Here is a 26,851-nt window from a genome sequence, read left to right as displayed (position 1 = left end):
GGCGGGCTCGCGCCGATGTGGTGGTCTCGGCCGAACTCGGTGCCCGATCGATGTTGGCGGCGTTGTACTGCGGTCGCTCGGGCTGGTTTGGTCTTCGCCAGCGTCGGTGCCAATTGGTCATCGCCGTCAGCACTTCGCCGTGGATCGAGGCCAGTCGATCGGGATGGTTGCGGAAAAAACAGCGGTCGTTGTTGCTCGCTCGAGCGGACCGGGTGACGTACCACGGTCCGGAGTGCAAGCAATGGTTGCTTGAGCTCGGCGTCCCGGAACATCGATTGGCTCCGTTTCATTACTCGGCGGATCCAACCAAGATTTACAAAGGCGATCTGCAAAGCCAGTCAGCCGATCGCGTTCGCGTGTTGACCGTTGGCCAATTGATTGATCGCAAAGGTGTCCGCGAAGGACTGGCGAACATGATTGATGTGGCGCGTCAATCTCCCGGATTGCTGATTGAATGGACGCTGATCGGTGGCGGCCCACTGCTGGCCGAACTGAAAGAGGTGGCGACGCCGGACAACTTGAAGATCGATTGGCGAGACAATTGCGACGCCGAACAAATTCGTGATGCCTATCGTGATCACGAGATCATGTTCTTCCCGACCCGTGGCGATGAATGGGGATTGGTCGTCGACGAGGCTCTTCACAGCGGGTTGGTCGTGATTGGGAATGAGCGAGCCCAAGCAGTGGCGGCCTTGATCCGCAACGAATTCAACGGTTGGATCGTCGAAATTGATCGAGCGGACTCGTTGGCTCATGCCATCAGCGCCTACGCCAAGCTCGACGCGGCGCAAAGAATGAAGATGCGTCAGCAGGCGAGAGAATCGGTTGTCGATCGAACCCCTGAAAACTCGGCGGATCAGATCACGAGTCTGATCGATCAGATGTTGGCGGAGCCTCAAAGCGGCGATTCCAGCCACCGTTGACGTTGATGTTTTGGCCGCTGACGAAACTGTTCTCCGGTGCGGCCAAGTAAGCGACCGCCTCGGCGATGTCCTGCGGCCGACCCCAGCGGTGCATTAGCGATTGATGCTTCGCTCGGTCGTCCCAGTAACCCGACGTGGTTTGTCCCCAAGCCGTTTGCGTCCAACCCGGTGAGACCGTATTGACTCGCACGTGCGGTGCCAGCGTTTGGGCGAGCGAAGCTGAGAACGCCATCACCGCAGCTTTGACTGGACCAAACATCATTCCCGCATCGCCTTCCATTCCAAGTGGAGCTTGGTCCCATCCGATGAAAGTCATCGACGGTACGATCGAGTCATTCCGTCTTTGGGTGGAGACTTGCTGCTTCAGCCGTTCGCCGACCAATCGCGAAAGTTTGATGGTGCCTTGGACGTCGACGGCTAGCAGTCTTTGAAGCTTTTCGTCAAACGACCATTCTGCCGCGGCACCGGTCAGCACATCCAGGCCCGCGTTGTTCACCCAGGTTTGGATGCCGCCGGGAAGCTCGAATGCTTCCTCAGCCAATCGCCGCACGTCGTTCGAGTCAGCTAGGTCTGCGGCGATGATATCAGCTTCTTGATCTTGTTCTCGGATCGCTGTCGCGGTCGATTCGGCCCCCTCTCGATTTCGACGGTAGTGAATGAGGAATCGAGAGTGTCTGCCCGCAGAATGCTCGGATTCTGCCAGCCGGATCGCAATTGCCTGGCCGATGCCGCTGGAGGCACCGGTGACGACGATGCCGGATGGGATCGGTTTTGCAGGCATGACAAAGCTCGAGCGGCAAGGAGCGGTTGGCCAGGATGCGATTGGCCGTTGAACCATGGGAACGACGTGATGAAGCTTACCAATCCCGGCGGAGCGAGGAACCGGTCGGTGCCGATGCGGAGGGACGCGAGCGTCCGGCCCAACGTCGATTCGATAGAATCAGTGGGCGGTTACACGACTTGCGTGTGCTGTATTATGACCACGCCCGAGCTCCGGTTCCTTTTCACTGAATTCGACTTCCATGCTTCTGCTAGTTTATCTCGTCGCGGCCATCGGCTTCTCTTTTTACTGCAGTGTTGCCGAAGCGGTGTTGCTGTCGATCACGCCCTCGTTCGTCGCAACGCTGGAAAAGACCAAGCCTCTCGCGGCGAAACGATTGAGCCGGTTGAAGGCCAATATCGATCGCCCGCTGGCTGCAATTTTGAGTTTGAACACGATCGCCCACACGATTGGTGCGGCGGGCGTGGGGGCAGAAGCGTCTAAGTTGTATGGTGACACGGCCTACGGTGGTCACGCGGTTGGTATCGCCAGTGCGTTGATGACGCTTTTGGTGTTGGTTTTTAGTGAGATCATTCCGAAAACCATTGGTGCGTTGCACTGGCGAACACTCGGCCCGATGGTGGCAGCCTCGGTTGGCTATTTAATTGTCTTGTTGTATCCGTTGGTCTGGATGAGCGAGCAGTTGACCAAGGTTTTGTCAGGCGGCAAGAGTCACCACACACTGACTCGAGATGAGCTGTCCGCGATGGCCGAAATCGGAGCCCAACAAGGTGTGTTGGACGATCACGAATCGCGAGTGTTCCAGTCGTTGATGCGACTGCCCGATTTGACCGCTCAAGACATCATGACTCCGCGGGTCGTCATTATTGCTTATCCCGAAACGATGACCGTGGGAGAATTGCTCGAGAAAGCGTCGCCCAATCAGTCGGCCGAACGCGAATCGAATAGCGACGGTTCGGGCAACACGGAGCCATCGACTCTCAGCGGCGAGGTGGCGGATCTGCCGGTCTCACGTATTCCGATTTACGATCAGCAACTCGATCGCATCACCGGGTTCGTATTGAAGGTCGACTTGCTGCTCGCTCATACACGCGGCCAATCGGACCGTCAGCTAAAAGAATTCCTGCGTCCCGTCGCTGTGGTTCGGCACAATCGGCCGTTGCCCAAGTTGTTGGAAATCCTTCTCGAAGGACGCCACCATTTGGCGATGGTCAGCGATGATTATGGCAGCATCGTCGGCTTGGTAACGTTGGAAGACCTGGTTGAAACGCTGCTCGGACTGGAAATTGTTGACGAGTCGGACAAACAAGTCGATTTGCAGCAATACGCTCGAAAACGTTGGGAAGAACGAGCCGCTCGGATCGGCATTCAGCCTCTTGATGAGCCGCCTGGAGACGTCGAAGTCGTCGAGACCGGCGATGAACCGCAGCATTGAATCAACCATGGTCGGAGCTCCGCTGCAAGGAAGAATGAGCCGCAGATGACCAGGACGCCGCCGACGTTGAGGGAGTCGACCGCGTTCTGAACCGCCTCGATGGGACGCTCGAATGAGGTGATGTGATCGGGGGACAATCCAGCTCGCAGTGCCGTGCGATGCAAATCGTCGACTGGAACGAACCGTGGATTGCCTTCGTACCGGGTGAGGGTCCATCGGTCGAAGTGTGGCTGCATTCTCTGCAGCATCGCCAGCACATTCTTATCGGCGCTGGTGCCGAACAAGCACGATCGTTGTCGTTCCGGCATACGTTGATTCAACACGTTCAGCATCGCTTCGATCGAGTCGGCATTGTGAGCCGTGTCCAGCAACACCACTCGATCGTCCGGCAAATCGAATCGTTCCAGTCGAGCTTCCATTTGTAGTGACGACAGACACTGATGGATGCGTTGTTCGGGACGAAGCTTTCGTGTGACATCGGGCAACGCATCCACCAACGCCAACGCGATCGCCGCGTTGCGAACTTGGTGGGCTCCTTCGAGCTTCAAATCCACGACCGTGTCTGCTGGCAACCAATCGCCGAGCCCGCTGATTTGGAAGCTGCTGCCCCAGCATTTTTGGGATGCCGTGTCGGGTGTGATTTGGATATCGTCACCGAGGTGCGTCAGCGGTGCGCCAATCTGGTCGGCAATTCGAACGATCACGTCTCGTACTGGACCGCTGGGAACGCCGTTGATAGCCGGCGTGTCTCGTTTGAAAATTCCCGCTTTCTCGACTGCGATCAACTCCGCCGTATCGCCCAAAACGTGTTGGTGGTCCAGCCCGATGCTGGTGATCGCAGTAGCGTGACTTTGGAAAACATTCGTGCTGTCGAGCCGTCCACCCAACCCGGTTTCCAAAACCCAGATGTCACATTGTCGTCGGTGAAAGTGTTCAATCGCCATCGCCGTGGTCAGTTCAAAGAACGACGGGCCACCGATGGGAGCGGCCGTCATCGCCTCGACGATCGGTCGCATGGAATCGATCAGTCCGATCATTTCCTCGGGAGTCGCGTTCTCGCCATCGACTCGAAACCGTTCTTCCAGGTGCACCAGGTGCGGCGACGTGTAAAGACCGACACGGTATCCGGCCTGGTGAAGCAGTGCAGCGACCATGGTGGCGGCGCTGCCTTTTCCTTTTGTGCCCGCCAGGTGAACGATTTGAACACCGGTCGATTCGCCGGGCTGGATGATGGAGTCTGGTTTCGCCGGTCCATCCGCGGCGGAATTCGTTTCACTGGATGGGGGGCTTTGGGCGAGTTCATTGGAATCGACCGTGAGATGCTGACCATGCCCTAGCCGCTGGATCAGATCCCGCATTCGATCCAGTGTAAAACGATAACGCGAACCGGATGATGCCAGCTTTTCGTAGTCAATTCGGTCGACCAACCAACCCAGTGCGGCTTGATAGGCATCACTTTTTCGCGAGATCACGGTCGATCTGCTTTCGATCTCTGAATCATCGTGATCGGGGTGAAATGGTCGGTGACGCCGGGACATGGATCGCCCGCGCGGCGTTAGCATGCGGGAATCGAACAGTCGCAGTGATAAAAATAGAAACCATGGCTGACAACCCCGAACCGTCTGGGAGAATGCCTCGTAGCGTAGGGGACTTCTCCGTAGGCTCGGATTTTTGATGAGTCTCCTTCATCCATTTTATTCGTCTTTTCTCTTTGAGTCGGGATCCTTCATCCGTGAGTACCGAACCCAATGCGGCTTTGGCTGACGCGCCACAAACCGCGACACCGGATTCTGCCGACGCCTCCAGCTCGGTCGTCATCGAGACCCGCAACCTGAGCAAGATTTACCGTGACTTTTGGGGCCGGAAAAAGGTTCACGCGTTGAAGTCCTTGGACATCGAAGTCCGCCCGGGAGAAATCTTCGGCTTGCTGGGCCCCAACGGAAGCGGCAAATCCACCACCATCAAGCTGATCCTCGGGCTGCTGTTTCCAACCAGTGGACGTGTTTTGGTGTTTGACCAAGACGCCAGCGAAACTCGCAAGAACGAGCGAATCGGGTATCTGCCCGAAGAATCGTACCTGTACAAATTTCTGACCGCGGACGAAACACTCGACTTTTATGGCCGACTGTTCGACTTGTCCGCCTCCGAGCGGCGTGACCGTGTGTCGCAATTGATCGAAATGGTCGGTCTTCAAGGTGCCAAGCACCGCCAGTTGAAGGAATACAGTAAGGGAATGACCCGCCGAGTCGGTTTGGCTCAGGCGTTGATCAACGACCCCGACCTGATCCTGTTGGACGAACCGACCACCGGTTTGGACCCGATTGGTACTCGCGAAATGAAGGACTTGATCCTCGGCCTTCGCGACCAAGGCAAAACCGTCTTGTTGTGCAGCCACCAGCTCGCCGACGTCCAAGACGTTTGTGACCGGGTCGCAATTCTGCACCAAGGTGAACTGAAAGAGCTTGGCCGAGTCAGCGACCTGTTGAAGGTTCAAGACGTGACCGAAGTTCACGCGACGGGATTGTCCGACGCGGCCAAAACCGAAATCGCAGACGTCATTGCTCGACACGGTGGCACGGTTCAGTCAATCGACAACCCAACCGCAACGATGGAAGACTTGTTCCTCAACATCGTTCGCGAGAGCGAGGCTCGACCGGGGGCTCGCCGAGTTTCCCAAGGTTCCGACGCGGCTTCCGCCAATGATGGCAGCAGCGACAGCGACGGAGGACAGGCATGAACCTACAACCGGAAGATTTCTGGTCGTATTCAGAATGGTTCTTTCGAGACGGTGCGTTTCTAGAAAGTGCCGCGTTGAAGGGGATCGTGTTGTTGGTCTTGGCCATCGTGCTGGGATTGATCGCGGGATACGTGATCTCGTCGTCCCGTTATGGTTCAGGCGAAGGCTTCTTTGCCGTCGCTCGAGCTGTTCGTGACTTCTTTCGATTCGACCTGCCTGGAACCAGCCTGCGACGCATCTTTGCTCTCGCGAGGCTCTCGTTCAAAGAAGCTCTTCGACGAAAAGTCCTTTACATCGTCGGCTTGTTTGTCGTGTTGTTGTTGCTGGCAGGTTGGTATCTCAACCCGCAAAGCGATGACCCCGCTCGACTTTACGTCAGCTTCGTGCTGACGATGACAAACTACTTGGTCTTGGCGTTGGCACTATTCATCAGTGCGTTCTCCTTGCCCGAAGACATCAAAAACAAAACGATCTACACCATTGTCACCAAACCCGTCCGAGCGACTGAAATCATCGCTGGTCGAATGCTGGGTTTTGTTGGCGTCGGCACGATGATCCTCGTCCCGATGGGTTTACTCAGTTGGTTGTTTGTGGTCCGTGGTTTGGATCACACCCACCAAGAAGTCGTCGAAGTTCGCGAATTGCCAGGTGGTGGATACGAAGGCGAGACGGACTACGTCCAGTTCCACTCCCACACGTTTAAGTTGGACGAAACCGGCGAAGGGCTCACGAACATTGTCCGTGGTCACCGTCACATCGTTCGTCGCAGCGAAGACGGAACATTCCAGATCGGGCCGCCCCAAGGTGCACTGCGAGCTCGGATCCCATCTTATGGTTCGATTCGTTTCCGAGACCGATCGGGTAACTTGCAAGAGGAAGGCATCGACGTCGGGAATGAGCGTTTGGCCGGTGGATACAGCAGCACGGGCATTGCACGTCTGATCGGTGTCGCCAAAGGCAACCGCAAGATCGAGCACGGCTACGTTGAAGGCGGCTCACTCGGTACCGCCGAGTTCACGTTTGATAACGTGACGCAAGAACGCTACCCCGATGGCATTCCGGTTGACCTCTCGTTGCGAGCTTATCGTTCCTACAAGGGCGACATTGAAACTGGCATCCGTGGTTCGGTCACGATGAAGCACCCCGACAAAGCCATCGAAAGCAATCCGGTTGCTTTTATCGTCGACGAGTACGAAGTCGACGAAAAGATTTTGCCGCTCGAGATCGAGGGCACTGACGGCAGCGAAACCCGCATGCTCAACGTGTTTGAAGATTTGGTCAACGAAAAAGGCCAAATTATGATCATCGTTCGCTGCCTCGATCGCGCTCAGTACTTGGGTGTGACAAAGAGCGGTGTTTACCTGCACCCTGCCGACAATTCGTTTGGTTGGAACCTCACCAAAGCTTACGGATCTATTTGGTTGCAGATGACGATGGTGATCGCTTTCGGCGTCATGTTCAGTACGTTTTTGACTGGACCCGTCGCGATGATCTCGACCTTCGTCTGCGTGCTACTTGGTTTCTCTGCGGAACAAGTGTTCGATACCCGTCACTACATCGACAGTGGTATCGAGCGTGGAGGCGGACCAATTGAATCGATGGTTCGTCTGCTTCGACAAGACGCCATGACGACTCAGTTGGACGTCGACACGGTCGCGGCAAAGGTGATCAAAACGGTCGACGCGGCTATTGTCTACGGCCTCGACGCGATCGCTACGGCACTGCCCAACCTTCCCAAAATGGTCGAGACGGCGGAGTACGCCGCATCGGGCTTTGATATTTTCGGTGCGTTGCTCGCGCGGCACGCCACGGCAACGTTCGGGTATGTCCTGCTTGCCTTTATTGTTAGTTATTTCATCCTGAAATCGCGTGAGATCGCGGCATGAATCGCACTACTGTTCTGCGACGTAAATTGGTCTATCTGATGATCCTCGTGGTCATGCTGATTCCCTTGTACCTGTTGGGGCAACCCAGCGGTGGTGGCGGGGAAGGCGGCGGCCGCTTGGCTCAGTTGCGAGGCAAGTATGACATTGCCGAGAGCGATCTCGGTGAAATCAGCCCTGCCAGTGAAACAATGAAGCTCGCTTCATTGGGGCTTCGTGGGGTGGCGGCATCGCTGCTCTGGAAGAAGTCGCACGATTATCGTGTTCTGCACGAGTGGGACCGTTTGAAAGCAACGCTCAACAACATCGCATTGTTGCAGCCTCACTTTGACAAGGTCTGGGAATTCCAGGCTCACAACTTGGCGTACAACGTTTCGACCGAGTTCGACGATTATCGTCAACGATACGAAATGGTCCGCGAGGGGACTGAGTTCCTGACCAAAGGTGTGAACCAAAACCGCAAAGCACCACGCTTGGTTTGGTACACCGGTTGGTTCTATGGCCAGAAGATGGGCATGTCGGATGAGAAAGAGCAGTTTCGTCGACTGTTCTCCGAAGACGACAAGCTTCACGAAGACCTCTTGGAAGAAGACATCGCCGTCGACAGCCCAGAAGCTCGTGGTCCGACAAACAAACCGGACAATTGGTTGGTCGGTCGATTGTGGCTCAACCGAGGTTACGACTTGGTCGAATCCGGTGTCCAGATTCGTCGTCAGACACCACTGAACTTCTACGAAACCGGACCAAAATGGCGTCTGAAACATGCCGAAGCGATCGAATCAGAAGGCATCTTGGACGAGCGAGCTCAAAATGCTTGGCAGTTGGCGTCAACTGATTGGAAAGCCTTTGGCAATCGATCGGTTCCCACCACGGCTGCTTTCACAATCAAGCTCGGTCAGTTGGATGAATTGATTCGCCAGCGAGAAGACAAAATCAATCTGCTGGAAGAAGTCGCTGGTGATGCTTACCTCGATGCTCGAGCGGAGGCGATCGAGAAGCTTGCTCCAGTTCAACGTGATGCTTTGTCGACTCCCGAAGAGGAGCGAACGAAGTCTCAGCAGTCGATCGCAAAAGCAGCTGAAGAATCAGTCAAAGTTGACTACGACGCCGTCGCTCGAGCGACTCAGCAGTCGAAGCAGCTTCAGGCTCTTCAGTTGGTCGAAGACATCAAGGATCTCGACGAACGAGTTCTGAAGACTGAAGGCTACCGCAAACAGATCAACTATCCCTACTGGGACACGTTGGCTCTCGCGGAACAAGAAGAACGGACCGTTCGAGCTCGCCGATTGATCTACGAAGCCGAGAAGGCGAACGCGGACGCTGAGCTTGAGAAAGCAATCGGACTGTACGAAGAAGCCTTCGAGGTTTGGGCCAAGATCTTCGACGATTACCCAATCCTCGTGATTGATGATACAGCTCAGGATTTGTACGAGTCCTTGCGTCGTTATCGTATCGCGATCGATTCCGATGAAATGCCGGACGACTTCCCGCTGAAAGCATTCGTTGAGTTGATGGGTGAGTACGGGCAAGTCGATCAAGACATGTACGAACAAGTTCGTCAAACTCAAAAGGACTTGGCAGAGAAACGACAGGCTGAATTGGAAGCCGAAGAGCGTCGTTTGGAAGAAGAAGCTGCCAAAGCGGAAGCTGAGAAGAAAGCCGCCGCAGAGGAGGAAGCCTCAGCTGAGGAAGAAACCGCTGCGGAGCCAGAAGGCGAAATGGAAGCCGAGAAGACGGACGGTGAAGAAGTTGCCGAGACGGAATCGGCTGAAGCAGAAGCCGAAGCTGAGGCAGAAAACGCCGATGATGCGGAGATGAAAGAAGAGGCCGGCGACACGGATTCGGCCGAGGCGGAATCGAATGATTCGGCAGGCGAGAGCGAAGGTGACACATCCGATGCGGAGCCTTCGGTCGAGGAAGAGACAACTGCCGATGAAGTCGTGGAAGAGGCCCCTGCCGAAACGGAAGACTGATTTCTGCAGCTTCACAGAACTGAATTTTGACGAAGCCCGTCGTGTCTGAATGGATGCGGCGGGCTTCTCAATTTGAGCGAAAGGTTCTATGTCGGTGAAATGAAAATCTAGCTAAACTGCGGCCCTGCTTGCCGGTTTTGGCAGACTCACGTCTCGGCCCTTCGCTCGCTAGTTGCCATGATCGACACCATCGGAACCCTTTTGTTAGGTGCTGCTGACGCAAGCGCCGTCGCGAGCGAATCGCACTCAAGTTCCGTTGAGATGGTGCACATCGCGACCACCTTGGGAATGCTTTTGACCGCCAGTTTGTTGGCGGGGCTGGCCAGCGAATTCTTGCGATTGCCGAAGGTGACCGCCTACCTGATTGCTGGACTGCTTCTTGGCCCCAGCTTTGGCGATGTGATTCCGCACGAGCATCATTTGGTGCTGGAACCGCTCACGAAACTCGCGATGGCCTTGGTGTTGTTCTACCTCGGCACGCTGTTTCCATTTGATCAAATCCGGCGAATCTCGCGTCGAGCGATTCCGCTTTCGTTTGGCGAGTTGGTGTTCACCGTCATTCTGGTGACCGTTGGCACCTATTTGTTGGGCATGTCGGCGGCACAAGCTGCCTTGCTCGGGACCTTGGCCATTGCGACTGCACCGGCGACGACGATGTTCGTGCTGCGGGAAACCAATGCGGAAGGTCCCGTGACCAGTCTCACTGGAACGCTGGTGACACTGAACAACCTTGTCGCGGTGATCGCTTTTGAATTGGTTTGGTTGGCGATCGAAGTGGCTGGCGGCGACGCATCAAGCTCGATCGGCCAAACCGTGTTGCTATTGGTGCGGTCTCTCGGCGGAGCTTTCTTGCTTGGGTTGGTTGGCGGGTTGGTGATCAGCTACGCCTGCGAAATCATGCACACTCGGCGATGGTTGGTGCTGCTGGTTGGTGCTTCGGCGTTGATGCTCGGCCTCAGCGAATCGTGGGAACTGCCATACATGTTGGTGTTTCTGGTCGTCGGTTTGGTCGTGGTGAATTCCTCCAGCGGAACGCAAAAGATCACCGCCCAAATGGACTCGATCGGTGGTCTTCTCACCGTGGTTTTCTTTTCGGTCCACGGAAGCGAGCTGGACCTGAACCTGCTGATGGATGTCGGCATGATCGGGGCTGGCTACGTGGTGCTGCGCAGTGTTGGCAAGGTCGCGGGCATTTGGTTCATGGCGTCACGAACGGGTGCCCCGGTGGAAGTCCGAACGTGGTTGGGCCCCGCGATGTTGGCTCAGGCGGGTGTCGCTATTTCGTTGGCCGCGACTGCGACTTCGCGAAATCCTGAGATGGCCGGCGAAGTGCAGACAATCATCCTCGGAACCGTGGTTGTTTTTGAAATTTTAGGACCGTTGTTGACTCGAGCGGCGGTGCTGAAGAGCGGTGAGATGCCGATTGCAAACTCCATCCACCACACGTTCGGGACGCCACTTGGTGCGTTGCGAAACGTGTTCACTCGGTTGGCGGGTTCGGCTGGTTTGCTGAGCAAGAAACAAGCGTTGTCAGAACGCATGCGAGTCGAACAGGTGATGCGTCGCAGCGTCGTGGGCATTGCCGAGAGCGCGGACTTCAACGAAGTCGTTCACTTCGTGGAGCATTCGCACGACAACACATTCCCGGTTCTTGATGAAGACCGATGCGTTGTCGGCTTGATTCGGTTTGATTTGCTAAATCAAGCGTTTTTCGATCCCCATTCTGATCACCTGGTTCGCGCCGGTGACCTGGCGACTCCGCCAGAGGTTCTGCTGCATCCCGCGCAGCCCGTACGAGATGCGGTGGAGTTGTTCCGGCATACAACGGATGACTGTGTGCCTGTTGTCACCGATGAGCCACCGCATCGGTTGGTTGCCACTGTCCGTCGGAGCGATCTGACATCGCTTCTCATCCGTGATCGAAAAGCCGGTTTGTCGTGAACGATTTGGTTGAGCAGATCCGAGAGACTGCTCTGTCAGAAGGTTTCGCAGCAATGGGGATCGCACCTGCGATTACCAGCGAAGGGTTCCATCAATTGGTCGATTGGATTGAATCTGGTTACGCCGGTTCGATGGACTACATCGAACGTCGGCTGGATGCCTACCGCCATCCCGGCGGAGTGCTCGAAGGAACCAAGTCAATCATTGTTTTGGCAATGAACTACGACGCCTCGGACCGCGGAGCGGCCCCTTCAGATGAAGGATTGGCATTTGGCAAGACCGCTCGCTACACATGGTCGGGTGTCGACTATCACGATGTAATCCATCCAAAATTGAAACGGATCGTTCGATTGATTCGCGATCAGATCCCAGAAGCGAACGCTCGGGGAATTGTCGACACCGCGCCATTGATGGAACGCGAAGTCGCGGTGCTCGCCGGTTTGGGATGGAGAGGCAAAAACACCTTGCTGCTGAACAAGCAATTGGGCAGCTACTTCTTTCTCGCGTGTGTTTTAGTGGACATCGATTTGCCAATCGATCAACCTCATGATTCCAGCCACTGCGGAACCTGCACGGCATGTTTGGATGCCTGTCCTACGGATGCATTTCCCAGTGCTGGCGTATTAGATGCGTCCAAATGCATCAGCTACCTGACAATTGAGAATTCTGATCTGCCTGAGTTATCGCTCCGCAGTGGCATTGGTGAGTGGGCGTTTGGATGCGATGTTTGCCAGGAGGTTTGTCCTTGGAACCGGCGTCCTTCGCGACAGAAAAACGAGACGAACGGTTTGCGAGGGCATCGTGAGCCAACATCTGCGTCGAGTGACCATGATGGTTGGCTGGAGCTGACTTCGCTTTTCTCGATGACCGACGATCAGTTTCGAAGTCAGTTCCGGCGGACGCCGTTTTGGCGAACAAAGCGGAGAGGAATGTTGCGAAACGCGATCGTTGTTTTGGGGAACCAAAAGCGTCGCGACGCGATCGAACTGTTGTTCACAACCTTGGATGATCCCGATCCTGAATTGCGAGCCATCGCGGTTTGGGCGATTTGCCAGATGGAAGATCACGATGCGTTGGATCGGCTGCGGGGATACCGACAATCGGAAGATGATCCGATCGTTTTGGTTGAATTTCCAGGATAATTCCTGCGAAGGGCCGCTAACGGGTGGCTGTTTCTAATGGCGTCCCAATCCCGCTTATTGGTCGCCGTGTGGTCGCAAACTCTGCTCAGTGAGCGTTTGTATCAATTGGTCCGGCAAAATGTTTGGTTTGAGCCGACTTTATCGGATAAAACAGTGAAGAGACTGTGAACGAAACCCGCCGAGACTGCTTATTTTAACGTAGTCTTGACTCTCCCTCCCTTTTTCGAACGAACCATTGGAAGCATTGGGTATGAATCGAATCTGCCGTGTCGTGGCCACGATTGCCGCCATAGCGGTGACAACTGTTGGAAGCGCGTTGACCAGTTCCGCCGCCGACTTGCCACCATTCTCAAAAATCTCTGAAGGCTACAAGCAGCTTCCAGTTTCCGATCAGCAAGCCAAGAAAGGCTTGTTCAACGTCTGGCAACATGAAAAAGAAGCCTCGGTGATCGCCGAGTTGCCCAAGAATTTCGCGGGCAAAAAGTTCTTCGTTGCTTTGACCCTTAGTAGCGGTGATCGCTACGCCGGATTGCAATCCGGTGACTGGGTCGTTCAGTGGCGTCGCTACAACAATCGCCTCGCGTTGATCGCCCCAAACTTGGATATCCGGGCCACTGGCGATGCGGAATCAAAAGCATCGGTCAAACGATTGTTCACCGACCGTGTCTTGCTCGACGTGCCAATTTTGGCGATGGGCCCCAGCGGCGGTCCTGTCGTCGACATGGACAGCTTGTTGATCGGCAACGCGACCACCTTCTTTGGTTCGTCGGTTCGATTGGCCAACAGCCGATTGTTCACGGTCGAAGCAGCCAAGGTATTTCCCGAAAACGTCGAACTGGCGTTTGAAGTTGTTGGCCGTGGCGGCCGCTTGCAAACACTTCACTATTCATTCAGCGAAGTGCCAAGCAGTTCGAGTGGATTCAAACCGCGGGAAGCCGATGAGCGAGTGGGGTTCTTTGTGACCTCCTTCTCGGATTTGAGCCAATACCAAGACGATGAAACGAAAGTTCGCTACATCAATCGATGGAAGCTCGAAAAGCGTGATCCAAAGCTGAAGTTGAGCCCACCCAAAGAGCCAATCCGCTTTTATGTGGAGCACACTGCTCCCGTTCGCTATCGTCGCTGGATCAAGCAGGGCGTCGACTACTGGAACAAGGCGTTCGAGAAAGTCGGAATCGTTGACGCAATCGTGATCGAGTATCAAGACGCGGTCAGCAAGATCCACATGGAAAAGGATCCGGAAGATGTTCGATACAACTTCATCCGATGGTTGAACAACGACGTTGGAACTGCGATCGGCCCAAGTCGAGTGCACCCTGAAACCGGACAGATTTTGGATGCCGATATCATCCTGACCGATGGTTGGATTCGTCACTTCAATTTCAACTACAACGACTTGATGCCCCAATTGGCAATGGAAGGCGTGAGCGCCGAAACATTGGCATGGCTGGGAAGTCACCCCAATTGGGACCCGCGTGTCCGAATGGGAGCCAAGGAATCAGCCAACGCTCTGCGAGCAAAGTATGCCATGGAAGCACAGCAGCCGATGGCTGGTTTCGCGATGGCACAGGCTGACCCGGCGTTGCTGGGCGATGACGAATACGACGGGCTGATGGGACAAGTCAGTCAGAAGAATGGTCTGTGCATGGCGGCCTCTGGACGAAGCATGGATTTGGCATTCGCTCGCATGAATTGGGGCTTGGCCCTGATGGCCGACGAGGAAGCCGAAAAGAAGAAAGAAGAAGACGCGAAAAAGAAGGCTGAAGCCGAAAAGGCTGACAAAGAAGAGAAGAAAGACGACGACTCGGAATCCGAAGAAGGCGAAGAAGAAGAGAAGGATGAAGAAGCCGAGGACGACGAGAAGTCTGACGATGATGAGAAAGAAGTCGCCAAGAAGGAAGAGGAAAAAGAAAAGGATGAACTGCTGGACGGAATTCCAGAATGGTTCGTCGGTCCCTTGTTGGCAGACTTGGTCGCACACGAAGTCGGCCACACACTCGGGTTGCGTCACAACTTCAAGGCTTCGGCTTTGTACACGATCGACGAGATCAACAGCGAAGAACTGAAGGGCAAGAAAACGTTCACCGCATCGGTGATGGATTACTGCCCCATCAACTACCGCTATGAAGCTGGTGAAACCCAAGGCGACTATGCCATGATCGACATCGGTCCCTATGATTTCTGGGCGATCGAATATGGTTACACATTCGAAGACTCGAAGTTGAAGGAGATCCTCAAGCGATGCTCCGAGCCTGAATTGCAATTCTGCACGGACGAAGACACGAGCGGCCCAGACCCATACGCTCGTCGCTACGACTTCGGCAAAGATCCTCTGACCTATGCCGAAGAGCAAATGCGTTTGGCTCAGCTTTATCGCGATCGTTTGCTTGAGAAGTTTGTCAAAGACGGTGACAGTTGGGCGAAAGCTCGACGTGGATACGAGCTGACTTTGGCGATTCAAACCAAAGCGGTCAGCATGATGTCCAACTGGATTGGCGGTGCATTTGTTAACCGGGACAAGAAGGGCGATCCAGGAAATCGGGTTCCCGTCGAAGTCGTGCCTGCTGCCGATCAACGTGCCGCGTTGCAGTTCGTGATCAAGACCAGCTTCCGAGACGAGTCCTACGGTCTGACCACCGAAATTTTGGAACGTTTGGGCATCGACAAATGGCTCGACAACGGTCGTGGCGGAATGTCAAACGAAGCAACTTGGCCGATTCACGACCGAGTGTTGGGAATGCAAGCCAGCACGCTGACATTGATTATGAACCCAACGACTTTGCGTCGGGTTTATGACAACGAACTTCGTCTTCCGGCTGAAACGGATGCTTTGACGCTTCCCGAGGTGCTGAACACTGTCAGCGATGCAGTTTGGGAAGAATTGGATCAACCTTGTCCTGATGATCGAAACGATCGCAAGCCGATGATCACTTCGCTGCGTCGAAATCTGCAACGCGAACACATTCAGCGTTTGGTGGATTTGGTCCTGGAAGAAGGTCAAGACACTGCGGCGTACCATCCGATCAGCAACTTGGCTCGCATGCAATTGCGAACCTTGTCCAGTCGCATGGGTTCGACCATCGAGAAATGTGGCAACAAGATGGATGCCTACAGCTTGGCACACTTGACCGAGTGCAAAGAACGCGTCGAACGTGCGTTGGAAGCGGGTTACACCTACGGTGGTGCAAAACAAGGCGCTCCAATGCTGATGATGTTGATGGGCAACGAAGCCAAATCGCCTTCGAACGAAGACTGATCTTCATCATCAATCGAAAGCCAAACAGCCTTCTCATTCTTGTGAGAAGGCTGTTTTCGTTTGATGGCGGCCGTTTATCGGTAGCTCATTTCCCGAGGTAATGGACATCGAGGCGAGCCGCGATTTCTCGGTCGAATGAACCCAGGCTTGGTGAACGGGTGATCGTGGTCATCAATGCCGTGAATCGTTCAACCATCGGTAGCAGATACTCTTCCAGGATGGGAGAGATGGACTGGTTCAGTTGGTTGGCAGGACTGCCGGAATAGATCGACGGTTCTGGAACTTGGTCGATTTCAGCAAAGACTTCGTCCATCCAACCATCAATCGCGATTGCGGATACACCCAGCGACACGAGTTTGATGCAGTCATCAACGGTCGCCACACGTTGCTGGTCCCAGCGGGGCGGAGAAAGCCAGAGTGGCGGAACGTCCGGTTGGCGAATCAACTGGTTCAGCAGTTCGGCGAACTGGATCCCTGACACGGAAATTTGACCGGACCGGATTAGCAATGCGTCCGCCGGAGTCGCTGCGAGTGTTTCGCGATTTTCCCAAAGCCATTCTGGGGTAACGCTCACCAAAACCGCCGCTTGAGGTGCGAGTCGCCTTAGCTGATGGATTTTGTTTGGGAGGCTATCCAAATCCACAATGTCCGGCGGAAGCGTGAACGCGGATACCCAGCCACCACCCGACAATGGTTGTTCCTCCGGTGTGGCTTCCCAGCGTCGGATCTGCTCGGCGCTGTAGGCGAAACGTCCCGACGCATCTCGAAGTGGTGATAAACGAACGTCGATCACGGTGGCAGTGTCAAAGTCGTCCGCACTCAAACCGTATCGCTCACTCCGGTAGGGGAGCATCTGCAGTGGATGCGCGGCCTCCGGTTCAGTTTGTTCTTGGTCCTCATCGGAGTCATCCCGACCACCGAGTTCACTGTGCAAGTACGACGTCAGGATGCCGTGCTGCTGCAGTTGTTCCGCAAAAGCCTGCGCAACCTTGGGAGACCAACGATGCCAGGGGGCTTCGTCCAGGAACAATCGCGTGGGAAGTTCGACCGTCGAACCGCCTGCTCGCTGAACCTGAAACGAAGGAGGCGTCGGTGGGACACCTCGTCGTCCAGAACCGAATCGAGGTGGCAACAAGCACAACGCATCAAGCGAACTGTCAAACATGTCGGCCTAGGGGACGATGGATCGGGGATCGAGTCACGATCACGCGAATTCCAAGATCTCGGCAACTTCCCTCGAGTGAATCGGATGTGATTCGGTTGAAGAGAAAAGCGAATGGCTGATGCGATGAATCGGCGTGACACGCATACTTCTTGCCCGATTGTATCCGCTGGAGCCCACTTGAGTGGCGGCTCCTCAATTTGATCAGCGTTCTTCCATCTCTTGGATGTAGAGCCGTAGACGCGAAAGCTCATCGGTCGTGCCTTTGAGCTTCAGCATGTTCTCGACCCGTTTGGTCAACTCAATTCGGTTGACGGGTTTGCTCAAGAAATCATCCGTGCCCGCTTGAACGCCACGCTCGATGTCACCCAGCTCGCTGAGAGCCGTGACCATCAGGATCATGATGTTGCTGGTTGCTGAATCGGCTTTCAGTTTTTCGCAAACTTCGAATCCGCTCAGCTTCGGCATCATCACATCCAACAGGATCAAATCCGGTTGGAACGATGCGACCTTGGCCAGCGTGTCTTCCCCGTCCACCGCCGTTTCCAATTCGCAATCGATGTTGACCAAGTAGGCCTCCAGCAGTTCGCGGTTGGCAGTGTTGTCGTCAGCAATCAGGATCCGATGCATCCGAGGCGGCTTTCAAGGAAGGGGGACAGGAAGTTTTCGAAGGGGACCAAACCAGCGGAACCGGATCAGGCAACGGTGGCGGGAGATTCAGCGGCGGCGGGGACGGGGAACGCCTGCACCATTTCGCGAATTTCGGTACGGATGGATTCGTGCAACGATGTGTTGTCGGAATCGGACAACGCGTTGTAGATCCATTGCCCGATTCGTTTCATCTCATCACCGCCCATTCCGCGGGTGGTCAGTGCCGGCGTTCCGATTCGGATACCGGATGGATCCATCGGTTTTCGCTGGTCAAACGGGATCATATTCATGTTGACGGTGATGCCGCAAGCATCGAGGACCGCTTCGGCTTTTTTGCCGCCCAAGTCCACTGCGGTGACGTCGACCAGCATGAGGTGGTTGTCGGTTCCGCCACTGACCAATCGCAATCCGCAGCTCATCAGGGTGTCGGCCAGTGTTTTCGCGTTGTCCACCACGGCTTGACCGTAGGCAGCGTATTCTTCGGTCATCGCTTCGGCAAAGCAAATTGCTTTGGCAGCTACCACGTGCATCAACGGGCCCCCTTGAGTGCCGGGGAACACGTTGCGGTTGACCAATTTCAAGTGCTCGTCTTTGCACATGATCAAACCACTGCGAGGCCCACGAAGGGTCTTGTGGGTCGTCGTGGTGACGTAGTCCGCGTAGGGCACAGGACTGTTGTGGATTTTCGCGGCGACCAATCCGGCGTAGTGGGCCATGTCGACCATCAGCTTCGCACCGACCTCATCCGCGATTTCTTTGAATCGATCGTGAGGAATTTCGCGTGGGTAGGCACTCGCACCGGCGACGATCAGTTTCGGTTTGTGCTCGCGAGCCAATTTGACGATTTGGTCAAAGTCCAAGCGATGGTTGACTTCATCGACACCGTAGTTGACGAAGTTGTAAAGTCGGCCGCTCATGTTCAGCTTCATGCCGTGGGTCAGGTGACCGCCTTGGGCCAAATCCAATCCCAGCACGGTGTCGCCGACTTCGAGGCAACTCAGGTAAACCGCCGCGTTGGCTTGCGAGCCGCTGTGAGGCTGGACGTTGGCGGCTTCCGCACCAAACAGCTCCTTGGCCCGGTCAATCGCGATGGATTCCACCACGTCGACGTGCTCGCAGCCGCCGTAGTAGCGGCGTCCGGGATAGCCCTCGGCGTATTTGTTGGTCAGGACGCTGCCGGTCGCTTCCATGATCGCGGGGCTGGTGTAGTTCTCGCTGGCGATCAATTCCAAACCGTCTTGCTGACGAGTCGTTTCGGCTTGGATTGCATCCCAAATGGCGGGGTCTTGTGACTGAATGAAGCTCATGGCAGGTCAATTCGAAGCGTGTGGGGAAGAGGGCTCGTGGAAGCATTGTCGATTCCGATTAAAAAACCGTCAATGACTGAAAAAAGTCACCGGACGCGGTGAATTGACCGGTTTTCGTATCTTGGCGTCAGATCGCGAAACAATCCTCCGCCAGTCCGATGTTTTACAATCACAATCAGTGATTCATCACGAAAGAGGCGGGGTATCCAGGAGTGTGCCTCCGCCCGCAGAATTCTGTCTCTAAATTTCAACGCAAACCATTTGTACAAGGACAGTCTTGCAATCCACGCCCGTTAACCGAGGAACACTGTTTTGCGGGCTGATGCTCAGCCTTGTATGGGCCGGATGCACGGCGAAAACTCCTCCAGCGGATATCGAGGCTCCTGCGGATCGAGCGACCAACGATTCGAATCCGACGAAGCGAGATTCCGGCCCGGTAGCTTTGACGGAAGCAGAACCCGCAAAATCGGAAACGGCACCCGCCGAAGAGACCCCGGCGGTAATGACGCCGAGCGATGATCGTGGCACGGCGATGTTGCGAGACGCGGTCGGGTCGCAAGCCTGTGTCGCCTGTCATCCCAATCGTGCCGAATCATTTTTCGAGACCACTCACGCGGATTCGTTGCGGTTAGTGGACGCGAAAGTCGAACCAGAGTTGAAGTCGTTCTTCCACCAGCCCAGTTCCCAGCGGATGAAGGTCGTCCGGGAAGGAGAACAGATCCGCCATCAGTCGTGGCAGGAATTGCCGCAAACCGATTATGTGATGCCGCTGAGCGACTATCCGGTCGATCTGGTGATGGGCAGCGGCACGTTTGCGAAGTCGTACTTGGTCCGTGACGGCGAGGCTCTGTTGCAGGCTCCCTTGTCGCACTACACCGAACGAGGCGAGTACGACATGTCGCCCGGGTACGACTCGCCGAATCATTTCGGTTTCTCTCGTCAGGTCACCGACGATTGTTTGTTCTGTCACGCGGGTTCTTTGTCACGCGTGGAAGGGAATCGAAACGTTTCTGTTCTGCATGAGTTGGCGATCGGATGCGAGCGTTGTCATGGCGGCGGACAGCAACATGTTGATCTTGCAAATCAATTGGCAACAAACACGATTGATCTCGATGAGACGCATGATTGGGAAATTGTTCATCCAGAGAAACTTGAACGGGACGCCCTCGAATCGCTTTGTGCGCAATGTCACTTGCAAGGCGACGTCCAGATGTTTGTTCGCGGCGCCGATTCATGGTCGTTTCATCCTGGCCAGGATCTGGCAGGAACACGGTTGGTTTACAACGTGGGGCCGCCGGAAAAGGAAGCGGGGACAACGACGTTCGTGGGGCACTTTGGCCAGATGCACGCCAGCGAGTGCTACTTGGGCTCCGAGAGTCTCACGTGTGTCACGTGCCACGATCCGCATCAGCGAGTCGATGATTCCAATCGTGAAATGATTCACAGGAATCATTGCTTGTCCTGCCACGACAACATGGATTGTGGCGAAGAGTTGACCGTGCGTTTGGAAACGAACGAGAACTCGTGTCACCAATGCCACATGCCTCGATCCGAGACTGAGGTTCCTCACGTGTCGATCACCGATCACCGGATTGCCGTTCCAAGGCAGCGGACCGCAACGGATGCATCAGGCGAAGAGGTCGACGGTGAGCAAGTGACTGAGTTGCCGACGGCAGTCGCGTTGCTCGATCGATCCCCAGCGGGTAGTTGGCAACGAGAACTGAACGAAGCCACCGCGGTTGCGCAGTGGCTTTGGATGGGATCGGACTCCCGTTTCAACAACGCCGTCGTTTTTGAGCTCGCGGCTAATCGATTGCGGTCGGCCATTCAGACAGCCGAAGAATCTGAATTGGACCCAAATTTTGCGCACGTGTCGTTGATCGAAGCCAAAACGCGACTGGCGAGTTTGCTGGATCGAATCCTGTTGTTCCCCGAAAAGGAACGTGCAGAGTTGGATGCGACGCGTTTGGCAACAGAAAGCCAAACGTTGATGGAATGGGTTTTATCGGAAGAAAAGCAGCCCACTCCAGAAGTCCAGGTTGCACTGGAGAGTTTGGCAAACTTGGCGGCGGCGGAAGATCGGCATCTCGAAGCGTATCAACTCTATCAGCGGTTGGTGAAACTACGCCGGAACCCAGCGGATCATTACAACTTGGGGCTGGCGTGCGGGAAATTGCGTCGGTTCGGAGAAGCCGAACAGGCCTTCATGGAATCCATTCGCATTCAACCGACCTATCCCCTGCCCTACGCTTCGCTGGCTCGTCTGTATCAAACGATCGATCCGCGAACGGCATCGAATTACATGCAGCTGTCTCAACGTTTGCGTCTGGTGCAGCAAGGGAGTGCCAATCGCGGAAGTGAAGAAGAGTAGCCAGACCAAATGTTGCTGTTCGTTCACGAAGTCGGCTGAACGGGCAGTTGCTCCACTCGCAGTTTTTTTTCGAGCGAAGCCAAGACCTCGCAAGCCGGATCCACGACCCCGTTCGCGACCCAAGCTCGCAAATCGTCCTCCGGGGAAACCGTGCAGGACTTCAACAACACCACTTCATTCGCATCGCATAACAACCCAACCCACATGGCGATGGAGTCCGTTGTGGTGGACCAATTTTCGGGCAGAGGTGCATTCGATGCTGAGTGGTAAACCACGTCGGGCCGCAAAAATTTGATTGGCGCGGACGCTGGCGTTTTCGAATCACTTAGCGGCGCCGAGTAACGCAGCCAGGCGGCTTCCGAATCAAGGATCTCCACCGGAGAAAGTCGAGCGTCAGCTTGAAACGCCTTCGCTAGATGACGCATCGAGTGTTCCAGCATCGCGACGCACAGCCAGTGAACCGCTCGCGGATCGCCCGGTCGCAATCGATCCCATTCACGCACCGCATCGATCATTTGCCCGCCACCAACGATTAAGCAGTCATCGGCGGGCGGTTGGTGGCTGTGCCAATGGTAAAAGTCATCCAGCAAATGAGGGCGAGTCAGCAGGCTGCCACCCAGTTTGATCACGCGTCGTTTCATCGGACCTCTCGGTGGTTGTCCAACCACAAACGAGCGACCGCGAATGCGGGGGCCGACCGCGAAACTTCGGGCGTCAAGCGATCACGCAAGTCAATTGTGTTGCACGGGCTGGTTCGAGTGATCAAATCCTGGCCGTGTCCGCTGAGCAACAGCGTGATGTTTTCGTCCGCCTGTCCGCTGATCCGTTCGATCCAGCGTTGCAGGCTTTGGTCGATCTGAATTTGAGCGGAGGCGATGATTTGCTGAGACAATGAATCAGCTTGCTCGCTGGAAAGTTCATCCGCGTCCCAGCCAACCATCTTTGCCAGTCGCCGATGAGCTGATTGTCTGTCACGAGGTCTTTCGTCGGCGGAGTCCAGGTCTTCGGAGGACTCAGGTTGCTGTCGCAGAATCAGTCTCGCGTCATCGATCGTCGCGAAAAATTCGTTCATGATCGGAACGTCAATGCCATCGATGCGGAGGCTGTCTACGAGCGAACACACCGGCGTTCTTCGACATCCAATGTAGACCAGAGATCCATCACGAAGTCTTTCGTGGTCGGTTTTGGCATCGGTTGCAACGCGTCCACTCTGAAGCGGAATGATATCGGTTGTGGTGGAACCCACATCGATCAAAATTCCATCGGAAGCCACATGGTTCGCCGCCCAGGAAGCCAACGCGTGCCAGTTGGAAGCCGCCAACGCGTCGACCTGCGAAGGGACTGCATCGACGCCAATGAATTTTCCGGCGGTGGAGTAGAACGCGAGCTCGGCACGACGACTGAACTGTTTCGTCGCCGACTGAACATGTTCAGCAATGTGCGTCACGCCGTGTTGGCGGTCGGTGAAGCAATCAGCCAGCTCGCCCGTCATCGTGACCGCGATGCCATCGATCGAATCCGCATCGGTTTGCGAATCCGCCAGCAACGATGCCCAGTCTGATCGCAATTGTTCAGCAAGCGATTCCGGGCGTTTCCACATCGGAAAAAACGATTCCCGGGCGGTCGCTTCCTCCGTTTTCTGGTTGATCAAAACCGACTTCAAGTTGGCACCGCCGACATCGACGCCCAGTACAAACCTGGGGGATGCGTCTGGTGACGGTGAAGTCGGTTTGGTTGTCAAAGATTCTTCCATCGGTAGGCGGTCAAAGAATTCAAAGCCCGAATCAAGATCAACGGCTGGTCTGCTTCGCTAGAGACCGCCAGGTGAGCCCAACTGTCTTCAGCGAGTTGTTGAGTGTCGAGCACCTTGAATTCATCGGGATTCGCGTCGATCAAGCGTAGTTTGCCGTCGGCACTGAGTGACAAAATACGATTTTTGTTGCGGATCATCGACCAGTACTTGCCCACGGGAGAAGAGGTCCACTGAATCGAACCATCGTCGACCGACAAGCAAGTGAAACGTTCATTCTTGAGATGCAAGTAAACGTGGTCGTCCACCACGACAGGTGAAGACATGTAGCCTTGCGTCTTCTGATTCCAACGCTCGTTCGCTGCCCAGGCTTTTGTCGAGTCGCCACGTTGAATATCAAACAGTTGGCTCTTTCCGCTGTGGGCTGCCGTGAACACGGAGTCGCCAATGGCGAGCGGTGTCAGAATGTTCATGCCGCGAAAGGCTTCGATGGTTTCTCGCCAGAGGACATCGCCGGACTCGAGTGACACGCCGCAAAGTTCTTCGCGAGTCTGAACCAGCAATTGCTCTTGGCCCGCGAGCTTCGCGATCGAGGGACTGCTGAACGCGCCGCGGGACATCATGTCTTCGCCGCCCGAAAGAACTGTCCAGAGGACTTCGCCGGATTCCAACGACAGCTTTGTTAGTCCCGCGCCGACTTGAACGTAGACCGCACCGTCGTGAATCAGTGGCGAACAGGCCGCACCGAATGGTTGCAAAGCCGAACCGGTCTGTGCTGGGAAATCAATTTTCCAGCGTTCTTCGCCGGTCTCAGTGTCCAGGCAAACCAGGACATCTCGCATGCCCAGCACAACCAAATACCCCGGGACGCACGCCGGTGTGGCTCGAATCCAGTCGCCGTTGGCTGCTGCGAAAAATGGCACGGACATGGAGCCATCCCATTGGTGTTCCCAACGCAACTCGCCGGTCGCGATGTCGTAGGCGGTCACTCGCTCGAATTGTTTGTTCACCGTTTCGGTCGTGAACACCAACCCGTCCACCATCACTGGGCCGCTGTAACTCGGGCCGAGAGCGACCGACCAAGCTTTCTCAATGTTTCCTGTGAGCCGATCCGGCCAAGACGCGTTTTGAGCAAGGGTGCCATCGCGGTTCGGACCTCGCCACTGGTTCCAACTGGTGGAGGACTCGGCAGTCGGTTCAGCCGACATGGCTGGCGTGAACGTCCCTGCGGCAGCAAGACTGAACACAGGAATTGCAAGCAGCAGGCGGGAAGCCAAAGAAAGCCGAGAAACTCGAAGACGCATGAGAGTGTCCAATCAGGAAAGCGGAGGGGTCAGCCAATCCATAATGCAGCGCGGGCAAGTTGCAGCCACGCTTTTCCGGCCGGATCGGACATGTCGTAGTCCTTGATTGGAATGTAGGCCTTTTCGTGATCGACGATGCGAATCGGGATCGAAGAGGTTTTCGCCAGTTGATTCATCCGCGACCGATTGGAGTACTGAAGCACGATGAATCGATTGTTGGTGGTCAGCGAAACCAGTCCCCATGAGGCTGCGTCGAGCCGCAGTTCGCACAATTCCAGCATCCGAACCGCGGGCGGTGGTGGCTCCCCGAAGCGGTCTTCGAGCTCTTCGCGAATGGCCTTCACATCCTCCGCTTTCTCGATCCGAGTCATCCGGCGATACAGATCGATCTTGTGCCGTAGGTTGGGAACATAGTCTTCCGGCAGGTAGGCTTCGATCGGCAAGTCGATGTCCACATCGGCAGACAACTTGGGCGGCAGTTTTTGGGCTTGCCGGACGGCGTCTTCCAGCAGTTGGCAATACATTTCGTAACCCACCGCGGCGATGTGCCCGGATTGTTGACTGCCGAGCAAATTGCCTGCCCCGCGAATTTCGAGGTCACGCATCGAGATCGCGAAACCAGCGCCCATCTGGGAATACTCTTCGATCGCTCGCAGGCGTTTGCTGGCTTCTGGTGTGAGTCGTTTGTTGGGCGACACGAGCAGGTAGCAGTAGGCCTGGTGTTTGTACCGACCCACGCGGCCTCGCAATTGGTGCAGATCGCTCAGCCCGTAGCGATTGCCATCATCGATGAACATGGTATTGGCGTTGGGGATGTCCAGTCCGCTTTCGATGATCGTTGTGGCCAACAGCATATCGAATTTGTGATCGATGAAGTCGACCATGATTTGTTCGAGGGCTCCTTCGACCATCTGCCCGTGGCCGATGCCAATTCGAAGCTCGGGAACGATGGCTTTGATTCGCGCGGCCAAGTCATCCATGTCACCGATGCGGTTGTGGACAAAGTACATTTGACCGCCGCGGTTGAGTTCTCGAACGATGGCGGAACGCAGCATCTTGTCGTCCCAACGAGTCACCTTGGTCTCGACCGCCATTCGTTCGGCGGGTGGCGTTTCCAGGTTGCTGATGTCGCGGACGCCGACCAACGCCATGTGCAGCGTTCGCGGGATGGGCGTCGCCGAAAGCGTCAGCACATCGACGTTGCTGTGCCGAGTTTTCAGGCGTTCTTTGACTGCGACGCCGAACCGTTGTTCTTCATCGATGACGACCAAGCCGAGGTTGTTGAAGTCAACGTCTTTGCTGGCGACACGGTGCGTTCCGATGACGATGTCTGCTTTGCCTCGTCGGATTTCCTTGACCGTTTCGCGTTGTTCGGCCGGTGTGCAGAAACGGCTGAGCTTTCGGATTTCGACCGGGAACTCCGCCATCCGTTCGCGGAAAGATTGATAATGTTGTTCGGCCAACACCGTTGTCGGGACCAATACCGCGACTTGGTAACCGGACGAGACCGCTTTGAAAGCAGCCCGCATGGCGACTTCGGTTTTACCGAATCCGACGTCGCCACAAATCAGCCGGTCCATCGGCCGCGGCGCCTCCATGTCGACTTTCAGTGCTTCGATGGCTGACAACTGATCGGGAGTTTCCAGGTAAGGGAAACTCGCATCGAACTGACGTTGCCATTCATTGTCGGGTGACATCGGGATGCCAAGCCGAGTCGCGCGTTTGGCTTGCAGTTCCAGCAACTCGTCGGCCATGTCGGTGACAGCGGCTTCGGCTGCCTTACGCTGGTTCGTCCAACTGATGCCGCCAATCTTGGCCAGCTTGGGGCGGTTCTTCGTTCCACCGACGTATCGCTGGACCAATTGAATTCGCGAGGCCGGGACGTGGATCTTGGTCCCGCCGTCGAACTCGATGGTCAAGTGTTCTTGGTGTTGGCCGTTCTTTTCGATCGAGTTCAGGCCGCGGTACAACCCAATGCCGTGCGACAGGTGGATCACCAAGTCGCCGGGCGTGAGCTGCGTGAACGAATCGATCGGTTTGCCGCGAGTCCGTGTCTTCGCGCGACGCACTGGGCTGCGGTGGAAAAGCTCGGCGCCGGTGAGCACCAAGATCTCTGCGTCGGTCAAACGGAAACCGCCACTGAGGTCAGCAACCGTCATGTGCAAGCGACCTTGTTTGGCCGCGTCGGTGTCCTCGAGCAACTCGGTCAGTCGTTGTCCATCGGCGGGAGTGTCC

18 protein-coding genes are annotated in these 26,851 nt (G+C 55.6%); 9 read left to right on the top strand and 9 right to left on the bottom strand.

The window, feature by feature from the left end; translation table 11 throughout:
* Nucleotides 1-923: glycosyltransferase family 4 protein (locus tag B2R17_RS14450; RefSeq protein ID WP_286764534.1), on the top strand; the 923-nt coding region annotated here is incomplete at its 5' end.
* Here B2R17_RS14450 and B2R17_RS14445 read toward each other — a convergent pair.
* Nucleotides 862-1,704 carry an SDR family NAD(P)-dependent oxidoreductase gene (locus B2R17_RS14445; protein ID WP_286764533.1) on the bottom strand — a complete coding sequence of 281 codons (843 nt, stop codon included), beginning with the start codon at nucleotides 1,702-1,704 and terminating at the stop codon, nucleotides 862-864. The genes B2R17_RS14450 and B2R17_RS14445 overlap by 62 nt on opposite strands.
* 241 nt (nucleotides 1,705-1,945) lie before the next feature.
* Here B2R17_RS14445 and B2R17_RS14440 point away from each other — a divergent pair, with 241 nt between their 5' ends.
* Nucleotides 1,946-3,139 (top strand): CNNM domain-containing protein, encoded by a 1,194-nt coding sequence (locus B2R17_RS14440; protein WP_286764532.1) that lies wholly within the window; start codon nucleotides 1,946-1,948, stop codon nucleotides 3,137-3,139.
* On the opposite strand, the gene B2R17_RS14435 is transcribed toward B2R17_RS14440, so the two are convergent.
* On the bottom strand, nucleotides 3,073-4,611 hold the full coding sequence (locus B2R17_RS14435; protein WP_286764531.1) for a bifunctional folylpolyglutamate synthase/dihydrofolate synthase: 1,539 nt from the start codon (nucleotides 4,609-4,611) through the stop codon (nucleotides 3,073-3,075). The genes B2R17_RS14440 and B2R17_RS14435 overlap by 67 nt on opposite strands.
* 260 nt (nucleotides 4,612-4,871) lie before the next feature.
* On the opposite strand from B2R17_RS14435, the gene B2R17_RS14430 reads away from it, so the two are divergent.
* The 6 genes from B2R17_RS14430 (at nucleotide 4,872) to B2R17_RS14405 (ending at nucleotide 16,071) form a co-directional block, all read left to right on the top strand.
* Nucleotides 4,872-5,876: an ABC transporter ATP-binding protein gene (locus tag B2R17_RS14430; protein WP_286764530.1), complete on the top strand. Its 1,005-nt coding sequence runs from the start codon at nucleotides 4,872-4,874 to the stop codon at nucleotides 5,874-5,876.
* Nucleotides 5,873-7,762, top strand: coding sequence for an ABC transporter permease (locus B2R17_RS14425; protein ID WP_286764529.1), 1,890 nt, complete (start codon nucleotides 5,873-5,875; stop codon nucleotides 7,760-7,762). Before B2R17_RS14430 ends, B2R17_RS14425 begins: the two co-directional genes overlap by 4 nt.
* A complete protein-coding gene (locus B2R17_RS14420) occupies nucleotides 7,759-9,732 on the top strand; it encodes an IRE (iron responsive element) (protein WP_286764528.1) in 1,974 nt (657 codons plus the stop codon). Before B2R17_RS14425 ends, B2R17_RS14420 begins: the two co-directional genes overlap by 4 nt.
* Nucleotides 9,733-9,909: 177 nt before the next feature.
* A complete protein-coding gene (locus B2R17_RS14415; RefSeq protein WP_008662760.1) occupies nucleotides 9,910-11,673 on the top strand; it encodes a cation:proton antiporter in 1,764 nt (587 codons plus the stop codon).
* Nucleotides 11,670-12,815, top strand: coding sequence for a tRNA epoxyqueuosine(34) reductase QueG (gene queG / locus B2R17_RS14410; RefSeq protein ID WP_286764527.1), 1,146 nt, complete (start codon nucleotides 11,670-11,672; stop codon nucleotides 12,813-12,815). Before B2R17_RS14415 ends, queG begins: the two co-directional genes overlap by 4 nt.
* A gap of 250 nt (nucleotides 12,816-13,065) precedes the next feature.
* Nucleotides 13,066-16,071, top strand: coding sequence for a zinc-dependent metalloprotease (locus B2R17_RS14405; protein WP_286764526.1), 3,006 nt, complete (start codon nucleotides 13,066-13,068; stop codon nucleotides 16,069-16,071).
* An 85-nt stretch (nucleotides 16,072-16,156) separates the two neighbouring features.
* Here the strand turns inward: B2R17_RS14405 and B2R17_RS14400 are convergent, their stop codons facing one another.
* From B2R17_RS14400 to glyA, 3 genes are all read right to left on the bottom strand, one after another.
* A complete protein-coding gene (locus B2R17_RS14400) occupies nucleotides 16,157-17,236 on the bottom strand; it encodes a hypothetical protein (protein ID WP_286764525.1) in 1,080 nt (359 codons plus the stop codon).
* A gap of 201 nt (nucleotides 17,237-17,437) precedes the next feature.
* Nucleotides 17,438-17,863: a response regulator gene (locus B2R17_RS14395; protein ID WP_008659679.1), complete on the bottom strand. Its 426-nt coding sequence runs from the start codon at nucleotides 17,861-17,863 to the stop codon at nucleotides 17,438-17,440.
* Nucleotides 17,864-17,928: 65 nt separating this feature from the next.
* A complete protein-coding gene (gene glyA / locus B2R17_RS14390; RefSeq protein ID WP_008659680.1) occupies nucleotides 17,929-19,191 on the bottom strand; it encodes a serine hydroxymethyltransferase in 1,263 nt (420 codons plus the stop codon).
* A gap of 277 nt (nucleotides 19,192-19,468) precedes the next feature.
* Here glyA and B2R17_RS14385 point away from each other — a divergent pair, with 277 nt between their 5' ends.
* A complete protein-coding gene (locus tag B2R17_RS14385; RefSeq protein WP_286764524.1) occupies nucleotides 19,469-21,562 on the top strand; it encodes a multiheme c-type cytochrome in 2,094 nt (697 codons plus the stop codon).
* A gap of 23 nt (nucleotides 21,563-21,585) precedes the next feature.
* On the opposite strand, the gene B2R17_RS14380 is transcribed toward B2R17_RS14385, so the two are convergent.
* From B2R17_RS14380 to mfd, 4 genes are all read right to left on the bottom strand, one after another.
* Nucleotides 21,586-22,203, bottom strand: a complete 618-nt coding sequence (locus B2R17_RS14380; RefSeq protein ID WP_286764523.1) for an aspartate kinase — start codon at nucleotides 22,201-22,203, stop codon at nucleotides 21,586-21,588.
* Complete coding sequence (locus B2R17_RS14375; RefSeq protein ID WP_286764522.1) at nucleotides 22,200-23,315, bottom strand: hydantoinase/oxoprolinase family protein; 1,116 nt, start codon at nucleotides 23,313-23,315, stop codon at nucleotides 22,200-22,202. The genes B2R17_RS14380 and B2R17_RS14375 overlap by 4 nt, the downstream gene beginning before the upstream one ends.
* Nucleotides 23,300-24,616, bottom strand: a complete 1,317-nt coding sequence (locus B2R17_RS14370) for a PQQ-binding-like beta-propeller repeat protein (RefSeq protein WP_286764521.1) — start codon at nucleotides 24,614-24,616, stop codon at nucleotides 23,300-23,302. The genes B2R17_RS14375 and B2R17_RS14370 overlap by 16 nt, the downstream gene beginning before the upstream one ends.
* Before the next feature lie 29 nt (nucleotides 24,617-24,645).
* On the bottom strand, nucleotides 24,646-26,851 hold a 2,206-nt coding region (mfd, locus tag B2R17_RS14365; protein ID WP_286764520.1), incomplete at its 5' end, for a transcription-repair coupling factor.

Origin of the sequence: Rhodopirellula sp. UBA1907 (assembly GCF_002337565.1) — a bacterium.
In the GTDB taxonomy this organism is placed as follows: Bacteria; Planctomycetota; Planctomycetia; order Pirellulales; family Pirellulaceae; genus Rhodopirellula; species Rhodopirellula europaea.
The sequence above is the reverse complement of the archived record's forward strand: the minus strand, read 5'-3'. Positions and strand labels throughout refer to the sequence as shown.